This window comes from Ruminococcus sp. OM06-36AC (assembly GCF_003438725.1).
GTDB lineage: Bacteria > Bacillota > Clostridia > Oscillospirales > Ruminococcaceae > Ruminococcus_C > Ruminococcus_C callidus.
Genome location: NZ_QSTT01000027.1, coordinates 1 through 18281 on the forward strand (window position 1 = coordinate 1; position 18281 = coordinate 18281).

An 18281-nucleotide genomic window follows, 5' to 3' on the forward strand; every position below is an offset into this window, starting at 1 on the left:
CCTCACTTGAAAAAATGCTGGTGTATACCACCTGAACACAATGCAGCTTTTGTTGCTGCGATGGAAAATGTTCTGTCAGTTTACAGCAGACCATACGATGAGAAAAGATCTGTGATATGTATGGATGAAAAACCTGTGCAGCTATTTGCATCTGCAAGAAAGAGCATACGTTCCAAAGATGGTCGTACTACTTATGAAGATAATGAATACATCCGTAATGGAACTGCCTCCATCTTTTTATTTACAGAGCCATTGAACGGGTGGCGTTATGCAGATGCTCAGGAACATCGTACAAGAGAAGACTGGGCTAAGCAAATTGAATGGCTGCTCACGGAACAATATCCAGATACGGAAAAAGTTGTTCTTGTTATGGATAATTTGAATACGCATTCAATCGCTTCTTTATATTATTGTTTATTTTCTGACATTCCTTTTTCCTCCATTTCTTCCTTTTTCTATTTTATTCCTTTGAAGTTAGGGTGTCAAGTTTTATTATACTACATCAGTCTAATTATATTAAAACTTATTTACATCAATTGATTTGCATATAATTCTCAACCTGTCTCCTGAATTTATAAGTATTTCTATTCCAAAAAATTCAAATAAATCCATTGGTTCTTGATTAGTTCCTCTTGAACGAGAGTTTTCTACCATTTCAAGTCTTAACAACTTATCAAAAATTTCAGTCGTATCTAATTTTGACCAACAAATCACATTATATCCACTACCCCAAAAGTCACAACAGGTCATTTCATAATATAGTACGTTATGAAAATCTAAATCATAATCATTTTTTTCCCATTCACTTTCTAACTTAATGTTAATCTTTTTATCAATATGATTGTAAGTCACATTTTCAATATATGCATCATGCAAATTGATTTTTTCTATTTCATGAAGATTTTTATACGAGATAGCCATAAGTTTCCTCCATTTTTTCTTTTCCTATTTTATTCCTTTGAGGTTGGAGTGTCAAGTTTTATTATACTACATCAACCACAAAACAACATAATTCAACAACCACTTTCAGACAATACAGCAGACTGTCACTCTTACTTTATTTTATAGTAAGCAAATTTTCCCTTTCCAACGAGCAAAAGCTTTCCTTCTTCCGTCATCTTAACAAGCAGACGATATGCCTGCCCCTGATTAAGATGCAAAAGCTGCATTACATCCTTTCTAGTTACTTTGCCTTGATTATTTTTTGCAAACTTCAAAACAAGTTCCGGATAACGAACCCGATCAATCCCTGTCTGCCGCACGTATCCAATTACATTGTCCGCATTTTTATAAAGTGCTGCACTCAAAATATAAGCTCTGCTGTTTCCATTTCCGTCCGCTTCCACAAGTCCGGATTCAACTAATTTTTCAACGGTTGTGCGTACTTTGTACTCGTTGAGATGAATCATATGTGCAAGTTCTCCAAGCCGCAGTCTTCGATTGGATTTCAGAGCATTTAATATCAGCAATGCATTGATAGATAATGGTCTGCCGATCTTGCTTTGTTCTTCTGCAATCATTTTAATAAACGCCTTATCCGGCAAACTTTTAGGAATAAATAATTTCACTTGATTTGTATTGGATTCTGAATAGTCCGGCAATGATTTCCCATAGGAAAGTGAGCCTTCAAAAATACGATCTACGCCTCGTCCAGTACGCTCTGCAAGACCGATTCGCTTTAATACATCAGCAAGTGCAGGATTTCTTCCATGTGGTTCGGCTGTCAATAAATTTTCAATTGTTACACCTTCAATAAATCCACCCGGATTACTGATGGTCAAACCATCATCATCCAGTAAAACACGAACACGTCCCAACATCGTATAATCCCGATGGCAGAAAGCATTTACCAATGCCTCTCGAAACGCCCTTTTATCAAAATCCGGAATGGAAATTCGAAACAGTCCTTCTTCCATTTCTTCTGTATGGTTTCTAGCATCCATATATGATTCTATTTTCTCAAAAGCCGTCAATATCGGCAATACAAAGGATTCATTTACTGCTACATCCGTTCCCTGCAGTTCTTGAAAGGCTGCTTCAGCAGTCGGAACAAGCGTTGAAAGCCGTTCTCGGCGTCCTATTAGTAACATACCACAGTAAGTAGGAACAAAAGTACCATTTTGTTCTACTGCCAAACGAAGTGCAAGATCTAATTCCGTATCATCAAGATCAAGCAAATTTTTTTCACCATGATAATTTTGTATAATATTACGAAGATGTTCTCGTTCTACCGGATCTAAATCTGAATATACTGCCTCCGGAACAGGCTGAGCAGAATAATCCAGCATACGCAAAGAAGAAAGCCGGGTATTCATTTCATATGGATACATCGGGATATTTTCCGGCTCTCCATCTAATTTTATGCGTCTTCTCAGAACTTTTCCATTTGAAGCAGCAACAATCGCTGTATATTTCGGAACTGTTACGATCAAGTACTTTACATCATCCGCATCCATAAGTTCCGTTTGAACTGCAACAGGTGGAATCGTCTTATTGGCAATAAATGCTGCCAACTTAGAAGGATCCTTGTGAGACGGATGCAGTCCTGTAACATCACCATTATCTTCTACACCAAGAAAAAATTTACCACCGTCAGTATTCGCAAAAGCGACTACACTTTCGATTATCACATCATCTGATAACTTTTTCAGATCGCTCTTGAATTCAACCGTCATATTTTCTCGAAATCCAATATTCATTTTAACACTCCTTTTACGCTCGGTGAGCATTGAATCAAATTCATTATAACACGACCGAGCGTTAAAAGCAAGCGTTAAACGATAAAAAATTTTATCTGCATTTGAAAAAAGCACGGAATTTCGGAACATTTATAGAATTTGGTTTAACACTCGCTAACGCTCGCTGCGTGCGTTAAACCAAGCGTTAAAATGACTTTGGCTCATTTTCCAATATATTTTAAGGATAGATTTTCAAAAAACACATCACCTTCCTCACTCCTAAAAAGCCATAAAACAACCAGCCTGAGATTCCAATCGCAGAACCTCAGGCTGGTCTTATCTTTATATACCGTGAAAAAAGTGACACACTTTCCAACAATCACATCCCCTGCAATATCTCCTCCACTCGTTCTTCCAGCTCGTCCGTCTCATAATCGTTTTCCCGCAAGACACGGATCGCCAGGTCATAATATCGCTTGGCATTTTCCTTATCCCCTGCCTTGCGGTAATTGTCTGCCATCATAAGATACACCCATTCCATTTGTTCATGCAGTTCCCCGAAATTCTTCTGAAAGCACTCCAATGCCTCAGCTGCAACGATGTCACAATTCTGGAATTCTCCCAATTCTGACAGCACAGAACTATACCGCATCATCAAATTTGCAATCCTAACTTCGCCATACACATCATGCTCCAGCAAAGTTTCCAATGCCTGTTCCATGGCAGCTTTGCATTTTTTCAGCAGTTCCCGGCTTGGCTGAGCGTTGTACCAGTCGATCAATGCACAGGCATAGGTAGCCCAGATCTCTCCGGTTTCTTCATGCTCCTCTCCATAGAGCTGATTTGCCAGTGCGATTGCCTCCTCGTAATTTTCTTCCATTTCAGAAAATTGTTTCATTTTCAAATTGCAGACTGCCACAGCGGTTTGAAATTGCACCAGTTTGGTACTTTCCTCCATAGGCTCTTCCTGCATTTGCACTTGAAACAATTCCCGCTCTTTTTGATAACACGCCATTGCACGGGAAAACTGCTCACAGTCCCGATAAATATCCCCCAGTTCTGACCAAAATGATATATCTTGCTCCTGTTCCGCCGTTTGTTCTGCAAAGCACTGGTCTGCGTAGAACAACGTTTTTTCAAGGTAAAACGCACTATTGCAATCGATCCAATAAGCATTTTCCAGCAAGATAAAATTGGAATAAGCCGAAGCAAGCTTCATAGGCTCTCCGATTTCTTCTGCAAGCTGTAAGATCTGTTCTACACATGATTTCGTTCCTTCAAAATCACAGCGATCGGTTATATACCCTAACAGTATTCCACTCAGATCGCTGAGTTGTTCCTCTGCTGATAAATGCAGTTCCGCTATTTCTGCCGCCGCTTTTTCACTGGTTTCTGTATCATGCAGCTGTGCTGCAATATCCCGGATAAAAGACAGTGCATTGAATTGCCGTTGCCTGGAATCCTCCTCCAGCCTCAGAATCCGAAGTTCCTGCTGTGCTGCCCATAGAGCATCCTCATAACGATCTTCTCCCAGATACAGCGGATAACACATGGTGCCGAAGAAATACGAAAGTTCCGGATCATCACCTTGAATATGATGTGCCATATGATCCAGCCACTGCACAGATGCAAACCGTTGTTCCGCATTCTCGGATTCCTCAATGTAACTGGCAACGGCACCTGACATAATCAGGATTCGTTTGCATTCCCTGCTGTTCGGACGCAGTTTTTCACACAGCACTTCTACGATCAGCGGATGGGTGGAAAGAATGCACATTTCATCCTGATACACTTCGGAGATCCAGCCGCTTTGAATCAGCCGATCCAGGCTGTTGATCTCTGCCTCGTTCAAATCACTAATAACTTCAAAATACTGCCGTACCATTGGCGTTGCACCGACCAGGGCAGCACAGCGAAGCACCTGCTTTTCCGATTCGGACAAATCCAGCACCGAGAACAGGATCTCCATATGATGGAATGCCGTTTTTTCCCGGAGTGTGCTGTCTTTCAGCTGACGCACTTTGCCGTCATCTCCGGAAATGCCTTCTGCACAGAGCTTTTCGTACATTTCACGGGAAGTGAGCTGATGCAGTGCCATTTGCTTTGCCACCAGTTCCACTGCCATGGTATGCCCATTCAGTGCCTTCAATATGGCATCGGTGTACAAGTCCGGCTCTCGCTTTGTATAGTACGCCATCATTTGATACAACGCCGATTCGTCAGACAAAATGTCTACCTCATACTGGGGAAAAATGCCGTCATAATCCACTCTGGAGGTCACCAGAATGGGGCAAGGCAGTTCTGTCAGGAAGTCCAGATTTTCGCAGTCACCGGTATCGAAATTGTCCAGCAGGATCAGATGCCTTGGCGTACAGATTTGACGCAGTACCTGCAATTTCCGTTCCAGATATGCCGCATCACTTTCCCCGTCAGAGCGTGTGCAATGCACAATGGGAAAATTGGTATCGCTGAGAATGGTGTTCTCTATACTATCCAGAAACCGAACAAATACAACGGCGTCATACTCCTCCGCATACGTCATAGCATAATGCTTTGCCAGTTCTGTTTTTCCGATACCGCCGACACCGTGGAGCAGCAGAAACTTTTCCTGCTGCAAAAGGGTATGGATCTCCTGCAATTCGATATCCCGTCCGCAAAAGTAATTGTTACCCAAGGGCAGTTTGGTTTGCAGATAAGGCTTTGGCTGTTGAAACGAATCCAGAAAGGGTTCGATCTGTGCCAGGAGTTCCGCACAGGAGGCATATCGCTTTTCCGGATTGGCAGCCAAGGTCTTTCGCAGCAGCTCCGTGACCATGCGTCTGATTTCCGGAGAAGTTCCGGCAAGCACTGAGTCCGGGAACTCTGCATCCCATACTGCACGACTTCTCCTATCCTTTACTTCCGGAGCACGGTGAAACAACAGGTACAACAACAGTCCGCCCAGCGTATAGACATCGGACACAACGCCGATCTTTCTGCGGTTTTGCTGTAACACCTCCGATGCTGCCCACTTTGCTGTACAGGAGATCACTGCATCAGAAAGCCGGCTTTTTTCGATGGCACTGTCAAAATCAAACAGCATCACCAGTTCCGGCGTTTCCGGATAGAGCAGCACATTGGCAGGCTTTAAGTCCAGATAGAGATACCCATGCTGATGCAGATTGTCCAGCTGCTGTGCCACTGCACGCAGTACCCGAAATGTGTCATAAAGCGACAGTTCCTGCTGTTCCAGCGGAATGCTATTCTGACAGTTCATAGCAATATACCGGGTGCCGTTTCCGGCAAAAACGCCCTGGACATTGCTGATACTGTTGCAGCTCTCCGGGAACTGCCGGAACTGCATCTGCTTTTGATACCCCCAGATAAAGCTTTGCATCTGCCGTTGAAAAGCTTCTTCGTCTGCCGCAAGCAAACTGCCGTCCTGCTGCCGAATCAGGTGTAGATTTTCCGGACAGAACTCTTTCAGCCGGAGATAGAATTCGTTTTGTTCTCCGTCCCTGCAAACCGCCGTATAGACCAGACAGCTGGCTCCTGTTCCGATCAGTTCCTGAATCTGCACTGTGATCTGATGCTGGGTTCCAATGGCGGAAAGGGTCAGATGTGTACCGACTGGCAGTGGCATTCGCATGGTAAGTTCCTCTTTTCAAAAGTTATGATATTGATTTATGACGGCATCTGTAAAAGGTATTCCTGCAATTCCTGCAATGTCTGAAATCGCCTTTTCCAATTGCTGCACAATGTTTTCTGATAAAATTCCGAGTGTGACGGAAAGACAGCAAACCGTCTTCGCTCCAGCCATGTCACCGGTTTTCCCTCCCATTGAAAATACAGATAGTTGCCGATCAAGTAGACATAGCTGCTTTCTGTGTAAACTGCCTTCTGCCTGCATTCCGGTGCGAGCAGTGACCACAAAGGGATACCCGAAAAAAATGAAACGTGCTGTTTCAAAAAAACTGCCGGGGAAACGGACTCCTTTTGCAAAACAGAGATCAGTTCCATTGCCTGGCAAACACATTCCTGCAATCCCATCACCTCCCGGCTGTCATCGTAACACAACGCCATACGGCATTTGTAACAACCACTTGAAAAGTCATTGTTACAAACCCATTTCTTCCTATGATACAATGAATCATGCGGAAATCTCTCCGCCAATTTACAACAGGAGGAAAAAATCATATGAAACCATTTCAGGAAACAAACTACATTGCCAAAGACAAAGAAAACGAACAATGGAAAAGCAGTCTGCCGCCGGAAGAAGTCAAGGAAAAGATGCTGGCACAACGTGGATTTACTCAAGAAAACGGCAGCAAGATTCAATTCGACCACACCGTATTTATTCAGTATGCAATGACAAGAGTCCACGCATTATACTGCAACGGAAAGCTCTACTTCTACAATTTTAAGTCAAAGTGTTATGAATATCTGGAAGATCACGCATACAAAAAGATTTTCTTTGCGATCATTGAAGAAGCTTCCTGTAATATCTGGAAGCGAAAGCAGGAAAACGAGTACATCCCCTATTTCAAGCGAAAAGTTCCCTATGCAGAAGATAACGGAATGCGTCCGGGACTCCTGCAGTTCCAAAACTGCATCTTCGATTTACAGGAGGAAACGATAGAGAAACCAACGCCGGACATTTTCTGTCTGGTACAGATTCCATATGACTACGACCCCAAGGCAAAAGCACCGCAGTTTTTCCGCTTTCTGCAGGAACTCTTTGACAATGACCAGACACGGATTGATCTGGTTCAGGAGATCATGGGAGCCTGCCTATACTATGAAGACATTATGCAGAAACTTGTTGTCTTTCTGGGTTCCGGTTCCAACGGAAAGTCCCTGTTATCCAACATGATCAAGCATATGCTGGGAGAACGGAATGTATCTGCTGTTGCGTTGGATCAGATCAGTAGCGGAAGATTTGGCAAGCAAAACCTAGACCGAAAGCTGCTGAACATTTCCTCTGAGACCAAGACAGAAAAGCTGTACAGCACAGCTGACCTAAAGGCACTGACCGGCGGCGATTCCATTGAAATCGAAGAAAAATTTGAAAAGTCCTATACCACAGAGATCCACAGCAAGTTCATTCTCCTTGCAAATGATATGATCCAGACCAAGGATTACAGCGACGGGTTCTATCGTCGGCTGCTGATCATTCCCTTTGAACAGTGTTTCCATGACCTCGCTCCCAATCAGGAACCGGAGGAGGGTGTTCTCTACAAGAACATTTATCTGGAAGGAGATCTGATGCAAGAACTCCCGGGCATCTTCAATTTTGCCTATGCCGGACTGGAACGGCTGATCGACAACGATTACAATTTCACCTATTCTCCTGCCTGCGAAGCTGCATTGGAGCATTATAAAAACGAACACAATGTGGTAAAGGCGTTTTACAATCACTGCATCGTCCTATCAGAACCCAAGCACAAAAAAGCAGAGCGAACCGCTGTGGTATATGCCGGATTTTTAAGCTACTGCCGGGAGAACCGATTCCCCTGCAGCATTTCCAGCATTCAATTTCACCGGATGTTTCAAAACATTCTGACCGAAGAAGGCACAGAAGCACGCATGGTACACCGTAACCGCGGTGACTTCTACTTACACCTGCAAATGCAGTTCTAAAATCAAGACCATGTTCTAACAGCAACATGATCCAGGCACATCACTTTCATCACAGTGTGGAAAGTGATGTGCTTTTTTCGTCTGCCTGGTCAAAATAGTACCGCCGCATGGCAGACCGCAGTTCTTCCAACGGATAGGGATGATTGGCACAGTGCAGAAACAGCCAGTCATAAGGATTCCGCACATACAAAGCCGGCAGACCGCTGCTGCACAACAGGTCATTGGTTTCATGGACAAAGTCCAGAAAATCAGACTCAATGGCACAAAACAAATCGGAGGTGTCATTCTTTGCAAACAGCACTGCAAAGAAACAATAGAAGTTCAGCAGGATCAGTGTTTTTCGCAAAATCGTATCCGAGACCGGTTCTCCCCGTTTGATTCTGGAAAGGTTCATTCCCAAGGGAAAATCAGAACGTATCAATTCCGGAAAAACAGCCTCTTTGGAAAAGGAACTCTTTTTCTGGTAAGTCCGCATATTTTCCCCGAAGATCACACTCAGCAGCAGATCGACATTTCCGGATTTCTGCTCTGACCGTATTCGCACTGACAGATAATATTCTTGCCGTCCGCATAAGCGCTTACAATAAACGCAGCCATATCGTCTGCCTCGGGAAAATAAGTATCATATGTATATTCCTTACGTTTGAGAACTTCAAGATCGAGATCTTCAAGCTCACTGTAGAATACAGTGTCGCATATGTTGCTGTAATCCACATGGGTATAGCCCTCGTCAATACGCTTTATTGCAGGGTCGTAAAAACTAATGACGGCGGTATTTTGCGGAAAATTTCCGTCAGCCATGACTTTTTCAATTTCTATTCTTGAATAAACTGTAACTTTCATAAAGTGCCTCTGCTATTTTATAAACAGTGAATAAAAGTCTTTATAATCCTTTATTTTTCCAGTCATTCCAAGTTCTGCCAAAGCTACGTATATAGCAGCAGATTCAGCCTGCGTGCTTATACTTTTTTGAGGATTGAACTCAATATCCGTAAATCCGTTAAAATCAAGTATTTTCTTTGCAAGCTTCTCATTTTCGATAATCGCATTGATATAAATATAATTATAGAAAAGCGATTCAGGAATAAGCGGAAAATTTTGTCCGCTGAATCTAAACATAGTCAGTTTACCGCTATTTTTAAGACGTTCATCACGTTTTGCATCTTTCGGAGATACAAGCATCAAATCGGTATATTGACAGCCGTTTTCAAATACTTTTCCTGCCTGATATACGTTTTCTATAGGAAAGCTCTTTTTAAGTTCGGGTACATATTTCATAAGATTGAATGCACTGAGTTCAACACCTGTTTGAATAAGTGACTTGCTTGAAATTTCAAGCGGATTTGCTTCCGGATAAATCAATTTGAAACCGTCATGGATTGCTTTTATATTTTTCTGTTTCTGCGAAACTGCAAAACCGCCGTTCCACTTGAACTCAATGTTCACAATATCATAAAAAGGTGCTGAATTTTTAGGTATATAAACCGGTCTTACTGCCATAAAAATAACCTCCAAAATAAAATAATTACTATAAATGCGCATCTTCTGACATGACAAGCTAACAAATACGCAAGCGAAGAAATCAGTCGGAATCGTTTAATACCTTATAACAAATCTCCGTTTAATATAAGTGTTAATGTTGATTGTGCAGCCTGTCAGCTATTTTAATGATTACATCAAATGCAAGCACTTTTGATGAATCATCTTCTTATACTGCCTGCAATATAATGTGCAAGCTTTCTATGGCATACCGATAAAATCTGTTACGTCCAACTTTTTGTCCGTAAGCTCTCTTCTCATGCTGTCTGCAATATAATGTGCAAGTTTTCTATGACATACCGATAATATCTGTTCGATTCTTAAATGCTCGTATCCAACCAGTCTGGCAATTGAAGCCATTGACTGTTTCTCCCAGAGATACATATACAGAATGTCTCTTTTGGTCTGTGGCAGTCTATTCAGGCTTTCCTCTACTGCATTTCTGTCAAACGGAAACTTTGTGCCGGAATAATCGTAAACACGCTGAAGATATTCTGTAGGCTGAAATGCTGCCGACTCCAGAGCATCAAAAACCTTGTGATATACCACCTGATTCGGATAATACTTGTAATCTGCAAAAATGTCAATACCCCTGCGGTAAAAATGCTCCAGTATCGCCGCCGCACAGCCTGCGCTCCTGCTCTGACCGTATTCGCACTGACAGATGATATTCTTGCCGGCACGGAATGCTTTGTTGATATCCTCTGCAAGATCCGGTGCTTCGGGAAAGAAGCTTTCATAGGTATATCCCTTTTCCGGCAGATAATCGAGGTCGAGATCATCGACCTCACAATAAAAAACATCATCGCAAACGCTGGTGTAATCGACACGAAAATAGTCTTTGTCAATATGTTTCAGCTCCGGATCACAAAAGCTGATAACAGCGGTATTATCAGGGAATGAGCCTTTTGCTATGATATGCTCGATCGCTTCTCTTGAATACACAGATACCCTCATCAATACCTCCGATCACAAATCTAAACGCCAATGTATCTTTGATATTCTCTTTCCGGTGCGAGTACGTTTATATCCTTCGCAGTATCTGTTGAACCAATTATCAAACTCGTCTATCTCGATCTCAAGACAATCTGATGTTCCTGCATGATGCGGTAGCGGTATGAACAGGATACCATTACCATAGAATCCTTCTTCATACATTATGATATCATACGAAGAAAGCGTATAGATCAGCCCTTTAAAGAACAGAATGCAGGCGTTTTGCTCCCATACTTCGATATTAGACAGCAATTTACAGTGCAATACAGTATCAATGCGGTTGAGATAGCAGATAATTTTAGTGTCTTCACGGTCAATATCGAAAAGTCCGATATACTGGCTGAAATATGTCCAGACATTTTTGAAATATGATTTGAATGATTCAATGCTGAATTCCTTGTCATGTGCTAAATTCCAGTATAATCGTTCTGATTCCTTCAGCAATGCGGAGCGTTTCTCTTCCCGTTCCGGATCTAACTCAAATTTCGTATGAATATACGCCCGTGTAATGACTGCAAAATCTCCCCAGAACTCACGAATAACCAGTCTGTTCTGAATTCCGTATCCTGCTTCCTTCTGAGAAGAAGTCATTATGAAACGCTTTCCCGACTCATAGAACGAATTGAATATCAGTATCAGCTCATTCTGGATAGCTTCCTTACCGGCAAGTTCCTGAATATCGTCAACTAATAGGACATCCGCCTGCAAATACTTCTCACGGAACTGCTCTGCTGTACCGCCGTTACTGATGATATTTGTAAGAGAGGCCACCATATCTGCTGTTGTGGTGAGGATAACATGAAGATCAGGCGAATTCTGCTCAATTGCATTTTTAACAGCATAGAGCAGATGCGTCTTACCGGTTGCCGTGCCGCCGAATATTGCAAGTGACTTGGAATCCACATTTTCGGCAAACTGTTTTGCTTTCTCAAATGCTGTGCGGTTTGCATCGGTAACTGCAAAGCTGTCGAATGTGTATTTGCTGCCATTTTTGTTATCGGACATAGTTCGACCTCCTATCAGTTGTTCTTTAACGTGTTAACAGGATGACCTGTGCCATAACCGCTATACTCTTATAATATATCAGGCGAGATGCTCGGAGCGGCATCTATCAATGGCAGCGTATTCGTGTAATAATCGAGCATTTCCGTGAAAAATTCTTTTAGTGGAAGTGTAGCGCCTGAATGCTTTCCGCCATCGATTCTGCGAAAGCGTGAATTGCCAAGCAACTTCTCTGTAAATGTGTGATTGCCGAGTACCTCATCATCATCTCCAACAATGCAGCTCACATTGGCAGAGTCTATCGTTGCCAGTTCACCGAAAAGCTTCACAAGCGGACGAGTTTTAAATTTAGACAGTATATCCAGAAGAAATGGTGTCAGGCACGGATTGACAAGCATTGCCGGCAGGTCATGACGTGCAGACAGCACAGCCGCATAGAATCCCCCCAGACTTGTGCCAACGATCATATCCGCTTTGTACTGCACACGGAGCATATTGAGCGTACCAATAATGTTGCTTGACTCCTCACTGTCATAATCAATAGATGGTGAAATGATGTTTTCACATCCAATCTCATGCTGTGCTGTGTAAGCACTGTTTTTCGGACTGCCATGATAGCCGTGGATATTGAGGATCGTATAGCCTTTGCAATCAGGATTTGGGAAATGATCATATACTCGCATAGCAAACCTCTGTTCTTTGCAGAGCACACATATGGTATTGGTGGTTTATCAGCTTTTATCACACAGATGATCAGCTACCTTAACAATCAGATCGTGCAGTTCCAGACGCTCCTTATATTTCTTTGGGACAGCATTGTAGCCTATATATGCTCCGAGGATATTTCCACAGACTGCTCCGGTGGAATCACTGTCGCCATTATGATTCACAGCAGTTCTCAGCGCCATATCAAAATCGTTCTCGTACCTCAAAGCACAATAAACAGCGATTGCAAGCGTTTCCTCAGCTACCCAGCCTTCACCGAGCTGATGTATAGCTGAAAGGTCGTCCTGTTCTGTTTCCGCAAGCTGAACAGCTTTCTGCATGATAGCAGTAAATTCGGATATATGCTCTGCTTTCGGGAACAGTTTTTTCATCGCTGCGATAGAATCGTTTATGGCAGCTTTGAGCGGTATATCGCTTTCTGTTACTGCTCTGACGATATGCACCAATGCAGCGGCAGGAATAAAGCCAAGATCGTGACCGTGCGTCAGCGCTGCTGCTTCTGCTGCAAGCATATCGGAGTATTCGTATGAAATATCAGTATCGGTGAAATACAGCCCAATCGGTGCAACACGCATGACTCCGCCGCAGCCTTTGCTGTCGTTGATCGGAACTTCGACTGTGCCGTTTGCACCTGCTTTGATCTCTGTCATGCAGGTCGTTCCGGGACATCTTCTATGGAACAATTCCGGCACACGCATAAGACGTGAGCAATGCTTTTCGTCCTGCACTGGGCATACTTCGCTCTGCGTCTGATACCAACACTGATACATCTTCCTGATGCTGCTTATGTAATCGGGAATGTTACTTTTGCTGACGGCAAGCAGCATACCTTCCGCCGTAAACAGCGTCATCTGTGTATCATCCGATATTTCTGCAACATCATCGTCTAATATCAAATCGTATTCGGTGATGCCATCTTTGCCATACTCAGAGAAGATCTCATCCTCTCTTTTGAATTCAACAGCATATCCCAGAGCATCTCCGGATGCCCCGCCTATGAGGCAGCCACGAAATTTATCAATATTGCGCATTTTTTCTCCTGTTGTTTTAATTATCATTTATCATACTTAATACTGTATTTACAAAATCTTCCTTGTTTTTTCCATTCTTTCTTTCTATATCCTTAATTACTGACGCTGTACTGTTTCCAATAAGCCAGAAAACCATATCAACAGTAAAAGTCGGCGTGTGATTATCCTCAGCCATTTGATTGATTGCCTTGAAAATCAGTTTGTCGTTCTTCTCTGCAAGCCCCAGATTGGTAAAAATGTACGAAAGGACATTATCAGGCTTTGCAAAACCGTTTATACCGATGTCCTTCAACCAGTTACAAGCCATTTTAAAGCCCCAATACGGTATCTCTGAGGCAATTTCGTCTGCCAGTGCAATGCGCTCGTCAACATTCTTAGCTCGATTGAAATACTTGATCATATCCTCCTCTGAATCAAACCTCGTAATATAAGCAGCGATTGCGCAGACATTTTTAGCATATTTATTCCATGAATTATTTTCGCTATCCTCACCGTTCGATTCGATTGCTTCCCGAAAACAACGATAGAGCTTCTCATATCGTTTGTCCGTTTTTCCATCGCCGTAAGCCTCATAGACTTTCTTATAATCAAGATCAAACAGACATCGCTTGATAATCTGCCCCTTGCTCCCCTCTTTTCCGTCACCATAACCAATAACGCCGCCTAACATTGTCTGATCGTTAATTGAACGCACAGCAACTTCAAAGGCATCCTCTAAAGAATGAATGTCCCGTTTAACAAGGTAACGCTGACATTTCTGAGGATTTGCATTTTGCTCAAGGTACTGTTTTGCAGCCTGAAAAATCACACGGTTCTTCTCATGAATATCCATAATTAATACCTCCTGAAAAATATATTTGAATTATATTATGTACATACAAGTTGCCAGCCTGAAACCGAACTTCCGCCGACATAAAGTTTTTATTACAGTTTTCACAGCCAAATTATTTTTATCATTGTAATTCAGAAACATTGAACCCTGACCTAAACCAATAAAGAAAGATAATAACGGACAACGATAACCTTGAACACGAACAAAGTCATATTCATAAGGAAGCGTGAGAACTGTAAACGGAATAAGTCTTAGATATTTATCTCGAATTCGACAGTGCTGTTAACCAGATCAAGCACTGTCTGAGCCTTTGCAAGCGTATCGGAAAGTTCGGCATAATACTTGCTGACTTCTTCGATGTCGTAATTAGCATATTTATAGTCGATGATATTGCCACCGCCGGAATAACCTGAGCTGACACGCACTTTCGGCATTGCATCTCTCATTTTAGAGAGGGTCGTACATTTCGCATTAAGCTGAGGAAGATATACAAGCATCTCGTCGATCGTAATATTAAAATCCGGAATAATCGTTGTTGTGTTGAACACGTTTATTGCGTGTTTTACTTTGCGGATCTTACACTCAACCTCTGCCTGAGCATCACGCATTTCCTTGAAATTGTACTCAGGACGTACAGATTCGACATCCTCCTGAATTGCGGCTACAAAGCTGCAGGAGTTTGCCTCTTTGAGCTGTAATGCTCTCAGTTCATCGTTGAGCTGACGCAACAGCTTTGCTGCCTGTGATGATGTTACTCGCATATATTTTCCTCCTTAGAAATTGATTTCTTATTTTTCCCTTGTGATTATATTATAGCAAACTTAACGGGACAAAAATGTCCTATGTCAGTTATGCTGTTTCCCACGCCATACGCTTGTGCTTCCGTTCTGTCGATTTGAAACTTGACATACGCATCAAAGAACATCTGACAAACTTCTATCCACTGTTTTCTTTCGATATAATCCATATGCTACCTCCTGACATAAGCAAGACTTTCTCTTTACGGTTCTATCATAGCATATAAAAACTGAAATTCCGAAGATGTGGGCGGCTTAGCAGAAAATTCTCCCTTTTGCACAAAAAAGTATCATCTAAAATATGCAGTATGCCAATTGCTGTACTGTGCTTTCCTTTTGTGATTATATTATATCATTGCCTATGTACCAAAAACGCTCTAAGCTAAAAGGGCGTTTTGTATTGATCTATAATTATATTTTTCCTTTCTGAAGCTTATAGCAAATGAACTCTTCGTAGCCTTTCATTTGATAAAACAGTTTGTCCATTGCCTCATATATCTCTTTCTCGTTATATTCCTTGATATTGGCATCATATATGCACAGTCTGAAATAATTATCGCCGGAATTCTCAGTATCCATTTTGGGCATCATCTTGAAATTGTTCCATAGTTTTTCGCAGATCTTCTTAGTCTCATCAGAAATATTGGTATAGCTGAATGTAAGCATGAGATTTAATATCGTCTGGTTGCACTCGATCTCATATGCGTAATGATCAGGACGTTTCCATCCGCTTAACTTTCCTTCAATATTATCAGGGATCAATAATGTCATTTTATCAGTTTTATAACGAACGAATTTACCGCCGCAAAATGTTTCATCGAATATGATCTCCCCATTTTCGGCTTTATTTCTTGCCCATTCTTTAATGACATCTTTCACCATTTCTTCTGTTATTGATTTGCTCATAATATTTCCTCCTTGTTATTACACCACATTAAAATGTGTTAATAATAGCCTTTATTACTGCTCATATCTTTCAAGAGCATTTCTCAGCGTTTCAGCGATCTGCTCACGCAACCCCTGCGGGGACAGCACCTCAACCGCATCTGCAAATTGTATCGCCCAGTGTAGCATTGACGCTTCGCTTGCATAAACATGAACCTTCATCATTTCGTCAGGCAGTTCTTCAATACGCAGGTCAGTCCCAAAGCTGTCAGCAACATCATTCATCATATACTGCTTGCATTGGAATGCTATATGTACCGGTTCTCCGCTCCAGAGATTCGGGTGAGATTTGATATAGTCCGAGAGTCTGATACCTGTTTCAAAGCCTTTCAGCATACGCAAAGATTTAGAAGGTGTGTCAAGCACCTGACAATCCTTGATGCGGTCGATCCGGAAATGCGTCAGATCATCATACGGCGGAAGATTGCATATCAGATAAGAATGACCGTTCTGAGAGATCACCTGATAGGGATTGACGGTATACTGCTTTTTGTTTCCGTTGCTGTCAAGCCTGTATTTCAGCTTTCCGTCAAGTCCGCAGTCACAGTAATGGAAGGATAATTGCCTGCCGTTCGCTATTGCACTGCCGATAGTTTCAAGCGTCATCAGGATTTCCCTGTTCAGAACCTTTCCGTAAATATCCATGTCGATCTTGGATATTTCAGAACGGAAATATTTGCTCGACAATCCTTCCAGGCGGTGGATCAGACTCAAACGGTCTTTTTTCGAGAGACCGTCTGTCAGCAGAACGCTGTCGATTAGCAGCCGCAGTTCGCCGTTCATAAACTTGTGAACGTAATACCAGTCGGTCAGTATTGTTTCTTCGCCGTTTTTGCTGTTTCGGATGATAGCATCTTCTTCAAAGTCGCTGCCACGATATTTGATTGGAAATCCATACTCCATCAGCTTGGAAAGGTTGCGCCTGACTGTTTTGCGATCAACTTCCATTCCGTATTCAGATTTCATCAAGTTTTGTATCTGATGCTGTGAAAGCCTGTGGTCTTCGTCGGTGTGCTTTCTCAGGATATCAAGAATATCGAGTATGATCATTTTCTTGGGTTGCATATCGGTCATGATTATCCACCTCATATGTACTATAATTGTATACATTATACACCATTACAGAAGAAAAAGCAAGTATTTTGAAACAGAAAGCCATATCATGAGAATTCTCGTGATATGGCTTTCTGCTTTCGTTATATAGTTGTTTATCAGATTCGGCTTTGCTTATGATGTTTCCTTTCTCAATGTACTGGTGACTTGCGAGAGTCGGCAATAGAGTGCTGTTATTTTGTCTGTCATCTATTCCTCACTTTCCGACAAAAACAGCAGGCTATGATATACTCAGAAATTCTGGAATATCAAAGCCTGCCATTATCTGTTCACGCAGTCTTTTCTATCTCACGGGCAATAAGCCGTTCGATAATATCTTCCAGACTTTCGTCTGTATCTTGGTTGAATACGATCTTGACACGATAAGTTGTCAGACCGATACGATACTCCGAATAGGAGCTATCTACCTTATCTTTATCTACGGTAGTTGCTGTCTCTTTCAATTGTCTCCTTTCCGCCTGCGATTATCTCTCTCTACACGCAAGGCTCATAGTTGCAGGGGCGTTACGCCTGCACAGTAACATTATAGCGCACACCGCCGATATTTGTCCATAGGTATTGCACCCAAACTTTACGGCAACACCGCACAATTGCCAAACGAGCAAAAATATGATATAATAGATATATGGAAAGACAAATGACACTGGCAGAAATCAACGATGAACTTGGTGCAGCCAGAACCAATAAAAAAGAATTTTTAGAGAAGCTTGAAGCGATCATACCATGGGAAACATTTCTTGAACTGATACAGCCGAGTTATTACAGAGGAGAACTTGGCAATAAACCATACCCATTGGAATTGATGCTGAGAATATTCATATTGCAGAATGTCTACAATCTCGCAGACATGGCAGTCATGAACGAAGTGATTGACAGCCGTGCATTTTCCAATTTTTGTGGAATCAACTCACCGAGCGAAGTCCCAGACGGTGATACAATCGGACGGTTTCGTAATATCCTGACTCGCAATGGATTACAGGAAAAAATATTTGCTGCTGTTGTG

Annotated in this window: 20 protein-coding genes; 3 read left to right on the forward strand and 17 right to left on the reverse strand. The window is 42.2% G+C overall.

Annotated elements, in window-relative coordinates; all coding sequences use genetic code 11:
- On the forward strand, positions 1 to 540 hold a 540-nt coding region (locus tag DXB92_RS11915), incomplete at its 5' end, for a transposase (protein WP_187118449.1).
- On the opposite strand, the gene DXB92_RS11920 is transcribed toward DXB92_RS11915, so the two are convergent.
- From DXB92_RS11920 to DXB92_RS11935, 4 genes are all read right to left on the reverse strand, one after another.
- The gene (locus tag DXB92_RS11920) at positions 517 to 921 is read right to left on the reverse strand and encodes a hypothetical protein (RefSeq protein ID WP_117734036.1); all 405 of its coding nucleotides are present in this window, start codon (positions 919 to 921) and stop codon (positions 517 to 519) included. The genes DXB92_RS11915 and DXB92_RS11920 overlap by 24 nt on opposite strands.
- Before the next feature lie 131 nt (positions 922 to 1052).
- Positions 1053 to 2699 carry an RNA-binding domain-containing protein gene (locus tag DXB92_RS11925; RefSeq protein ID WP_207658600.1) on the reverse strand — a complete coding sequence of 549 codons (1647 nt, stop codon included), beginning with the start codon at positions 2697 to 2699 and terminating at the stop codon, positions 1053 to 1055.
- A gap of 358 nt (positions 2700 to 3057) precedes the next feature.
- Positions 3058 to 6306, reverse strand: a complete 3249-nt coding sequence (locus DXB92_RS11930; protein WP_117734037.1) for a tetratricopeptide repeat protein — start codon at positions 6304 to 6306, stop codon at positions 3058 to 3060.
- 15 nt (positions 6307 to 6321) lie between these two features.
- On the reverse strand, positions 6322 to 6687 hold the full coding sequence (locus DXB92_RS11935) for a hypothetical protein (protein ID WP_147330059.1): 366 nt from the start codon (positions 6685 to 6687) through the stop codon (positions 6322 to 6324).
- Positions 6688 to 6854: 167 nt separating this feature from the next.
- Here DXB92_RS11935 and DXB92_RS11940 point away from each other — a divergent pair, with 167 nt between their 5' ends.
- Complete coding sequence (locus DXB92_RS11940) at positions 6855 to 8297, forward strand: phage/plasmid primase, P4 family (RefSeq protein ID WP_181977060.1); 1443 nt, start codon at positions 6855 to 6857, stop codon at positions 8295 to 8297.
- A gap of 49 nt (positions 8298 to 8346) precedes the next feature.
- On the opposite strand, the gene DXB92_RS11945 is transcribed toward DXB92_RS11940, so the two are convergent.
- From DXB92_RS11945 to DXB92_RS12000, 13 genes are all read right to left on the reverse strand, one after another.
- Positions 8347 to 8841, reverse strand: a complete 495-nt coding sequence (locus DXB92_RS11945) for a hypothetical protein (protein WP_181977061.1) — start codon at positions 8839 to 8841, stop codon at positions 8347 to 8349.
- Positions 8793 to 9140, reverse strand: coding sequence for a hypothetical protein (locus DXB92_RS11950; protein WP_117734041.1), 348 nt, complete (start codon positions 9138 to 9140; stop codon positions 8793 to 8795). The genes DXB92_RS11945 and DXB92_RS11950 overlap by 49 nt, the downstream gene beginning before the upstream one ends.
- A 12-nt stretch (positions 9141 to 9152) precedes the next feature.
- On the reverse strand, positions 9153 to 9797 hold the full coding sequence (locus DXB92_RS11955) for a hypothetical protein (RefSeq protein ID WP_117734042.1): 645 nt from the start codon (positions 9795 to 9797) through the stop codon (positions 9153 to 9155).
- Between the two features lie 240 nt (positions 9798 to 10037).
- Positions 10038 to 10781: a hypothetical protein gene (locus DXB92_RS13825; RefSeq protein ID WP_181977062.1), complete on the reverse strand. Its 744-nt coding sequence runs from the start codon at positions 10779 to 10781 to the stop codon at positions 10038 to 10040.
- A gap of 24 nt (positions 10782 to 10805) precedes the next feature.
- Positions 10806 to 11837, reverse strand: coding sequence for a DnaA/Hda family protein (locus tag DXB92_RS11965; protein WP_117734043.1), 1032 nt, complete (start codon positions 11835 to 11837; stop codon positions 10806 to 10808).
- A 68-nt stretch (positions 11838 to 11905) separates the two neighbouring features.
- Positions 11906 to 12517, reverse strand: a complete 612-nt coding sequence (locus DXB92_RS11970; protein ID WP_117734044.1) for a YqiA/YcfP family alpha/beta fold hydrolase — start codon at positions 12515 to 12517, stop codon at positions 11906 to 11908.
- 48 nt (positions 12518 to 12565) lie between these two features.
- Positions 12566 to 13618 (reverse strand): ADP-ribosylglycohydrolase family protein, encoded by a 1053-nt coding sequence (locus DXB92_RS11975; protein WP_242986666.1) that lies wholly within the window; start codon positions 13616 to 13618, stop codon positions 12566 to 12568.
- Positions 13608 to 14423 carry a hypothetical protein gene (locus DXB92_RS11980; RefSeq protein WP_117734046.1) on the reverse strand — a complete coding sequence of 272 codons (816 nt, stop codon included), beginning with the start codon at positions 14421 to 14423 and terminating at the stop codon, positions 13608 to 13610. The genes DXB92_RS11975 and DXB92_RS11980 overlap by 11 nt, the downstream gene beginning before the upstream one ends.
- A gap of 251 nt (positions 14424 to 14674) precedes the next feature.
- On the reverse strand, positions 14675 to 15184 hold the full coding sequence (locus DXB92_RS11985; RefSeq protein WP_117734047.1) for a hypothetical protein: 510 nt from the start codon (positions 15182 to 15184) through the stop codon (positions 14675 to 14677).
- Between the two features lie 44 nt (positions 15185 to 15228).
- Complete coding sequence (locus tag DXB92_RS13830) at positions 15229 to 15390, reverse strand: hypothetical protein (RefSeq protein ID WP_181977063.1); 162 nt, start codon at positions 15388 to 15390, stop codon at positions 15229 to 15231.
- Between the two features lie 241 nt (positions 15391 to 15631).
- A complete protein-coding gene (locus DXB92_RS11990) occupies positions 15632 to 16126 on the reverse strand; it encodes a hypothetical protein (protein WP_117734048.1) in 495 nt (164 codons plus the stop codon).
- Positions 16127 to 16180: 54 nt separating this feature from the next.
- Complete coding sequence (locus tag DXB92_RS11995) at positions 16181 to 17275, reverse strand: WYL domain-containing protein (RefSeq protein ID WP_117734049.1); 1095 nt, start codon at positions 17273 to 17275, stop codon at positions 16181 to 16183.
- Between the two features lie 272 nt (positions 17276 to 17547).
- Positions 17548 to 17721, reverse strand: coding sequence for a transposon-encoded TnpW family protein (locus DXB92_RS12000; RefSeq protein ID WP_117734050.1), 174 nt, complete (start codon positions 17719 to 17721; stop codon positions 17548 to 17550).
- Positions 17722 to 17915: 194 nt separating this feature from the next.
- Between DXB92_RS12000 and DXB92_RS12005 the strand changes: the two genes are divergently transcribed.
- On the forward strand, positions 17916 to 18281 hold a 366-nt coding region (locus DXB92_RS12005), incomplete at its 3' end, for a transposase (RefSeq protein WP_181977065.1).

Bases quoted from the DNA above. Each gene is read 5' to 3' on its own strand.
- DXB92_RS11920 (WP_117734036.1), bottom strand. From the start codon at position 921: ATGGCTATCTCGTATAAAAATCTTCATGAAATAGAAAAAATCAATTTG.
- DXB92_RS11925 (WP_207658600.1), bottom strand. From the start codon at position 2,699: ATGAATATTGGATTTCGAGAAAATATGACGGTTGAATTCAAGAGCGAT.
- DXB92_RS11930 (WP_117734037.1), bottom strand. From the start codon at position 6,306: ATGCGAATGCCACTGCCAGTCGGTACACATCTGACCCTTTCCGCCATT.
- DXB92_RS11940 (WP_181977060.1), top strand. From the start codon at position 6,855: ATGAAACCATTTCAGGAAACAAACTACATTGCCAAAGACAAAGAAAAC.
- DXB92_RS11950 (WP_117734041.1), bottom strand. From the start codon at position 9,140: ATGAAAGTTACAGTTTATTCAAGAATAGAAATTGAAAAAGTCATGGCT.
- DXB92_RS11955 (WP_117734042.1), bottom strand. From the start codon at position 9,797: ATGGCAGTAAGACCGGTTTATATACCTAAAAATTCAGCACCTTTTTAT.
- DXB92_RS11965 (WP_117734043.1), bottom strand. From the start codon at position 11,837: ATGTCCGATAACAAAAATGGCAGCAAATACACATTCGACAGCTTTGCA.
- DXB92_RS11970 (WP_117734044.1), bottom strand. From the start codon at position 12,517: ATGCGAGTATATGATCATTTCCCAAATCCTGATTGCAAAGGCTATACG.
- DXB92_RS11975 (WP_242986666.1), bottom strand. From the start codon at position 13,618: ATGATAATTAAAACAACAGGAGAAAAAATGCGCAATATTGATAAATTT.
- DXB92_RS11980 (WP_117734046.1), bottom strand. From the start codon at position 14,423: ATGGATATTCATGAGAAGAACCGTGTGATTTTTCAGGCTGCAAAACAG.
- DXB92_RS11985 (WP_117734047.1), bottom strand. From the start codon at position 15,184: ATGCGAGTAACATCATCACAGGCAGCAAAGCTGTTGCGTCAGCTCAAC.
- DXB92_RS13830 (WP_181977063.1), bottom strand. From the start codon at position 15,390: ATGGATTATATCGAAAGAAAACAGTGGATAGAAGTTTGTCAGATGTTC.
- DXB92_RS11990 (WP_117734048.1), bottom strand. From the start codon at position 16,126: ATGAGCAAATCAATAACAGAAGAAATGGTGAAAGATGTCATTAAAGAA.
- DXB92_RS11995 (WP_117734049.1), bottom strand. From the start codon at position 17,275: ATGTATACAATTATAGTACATATGAGGTGGATAATCATGACCGATATG.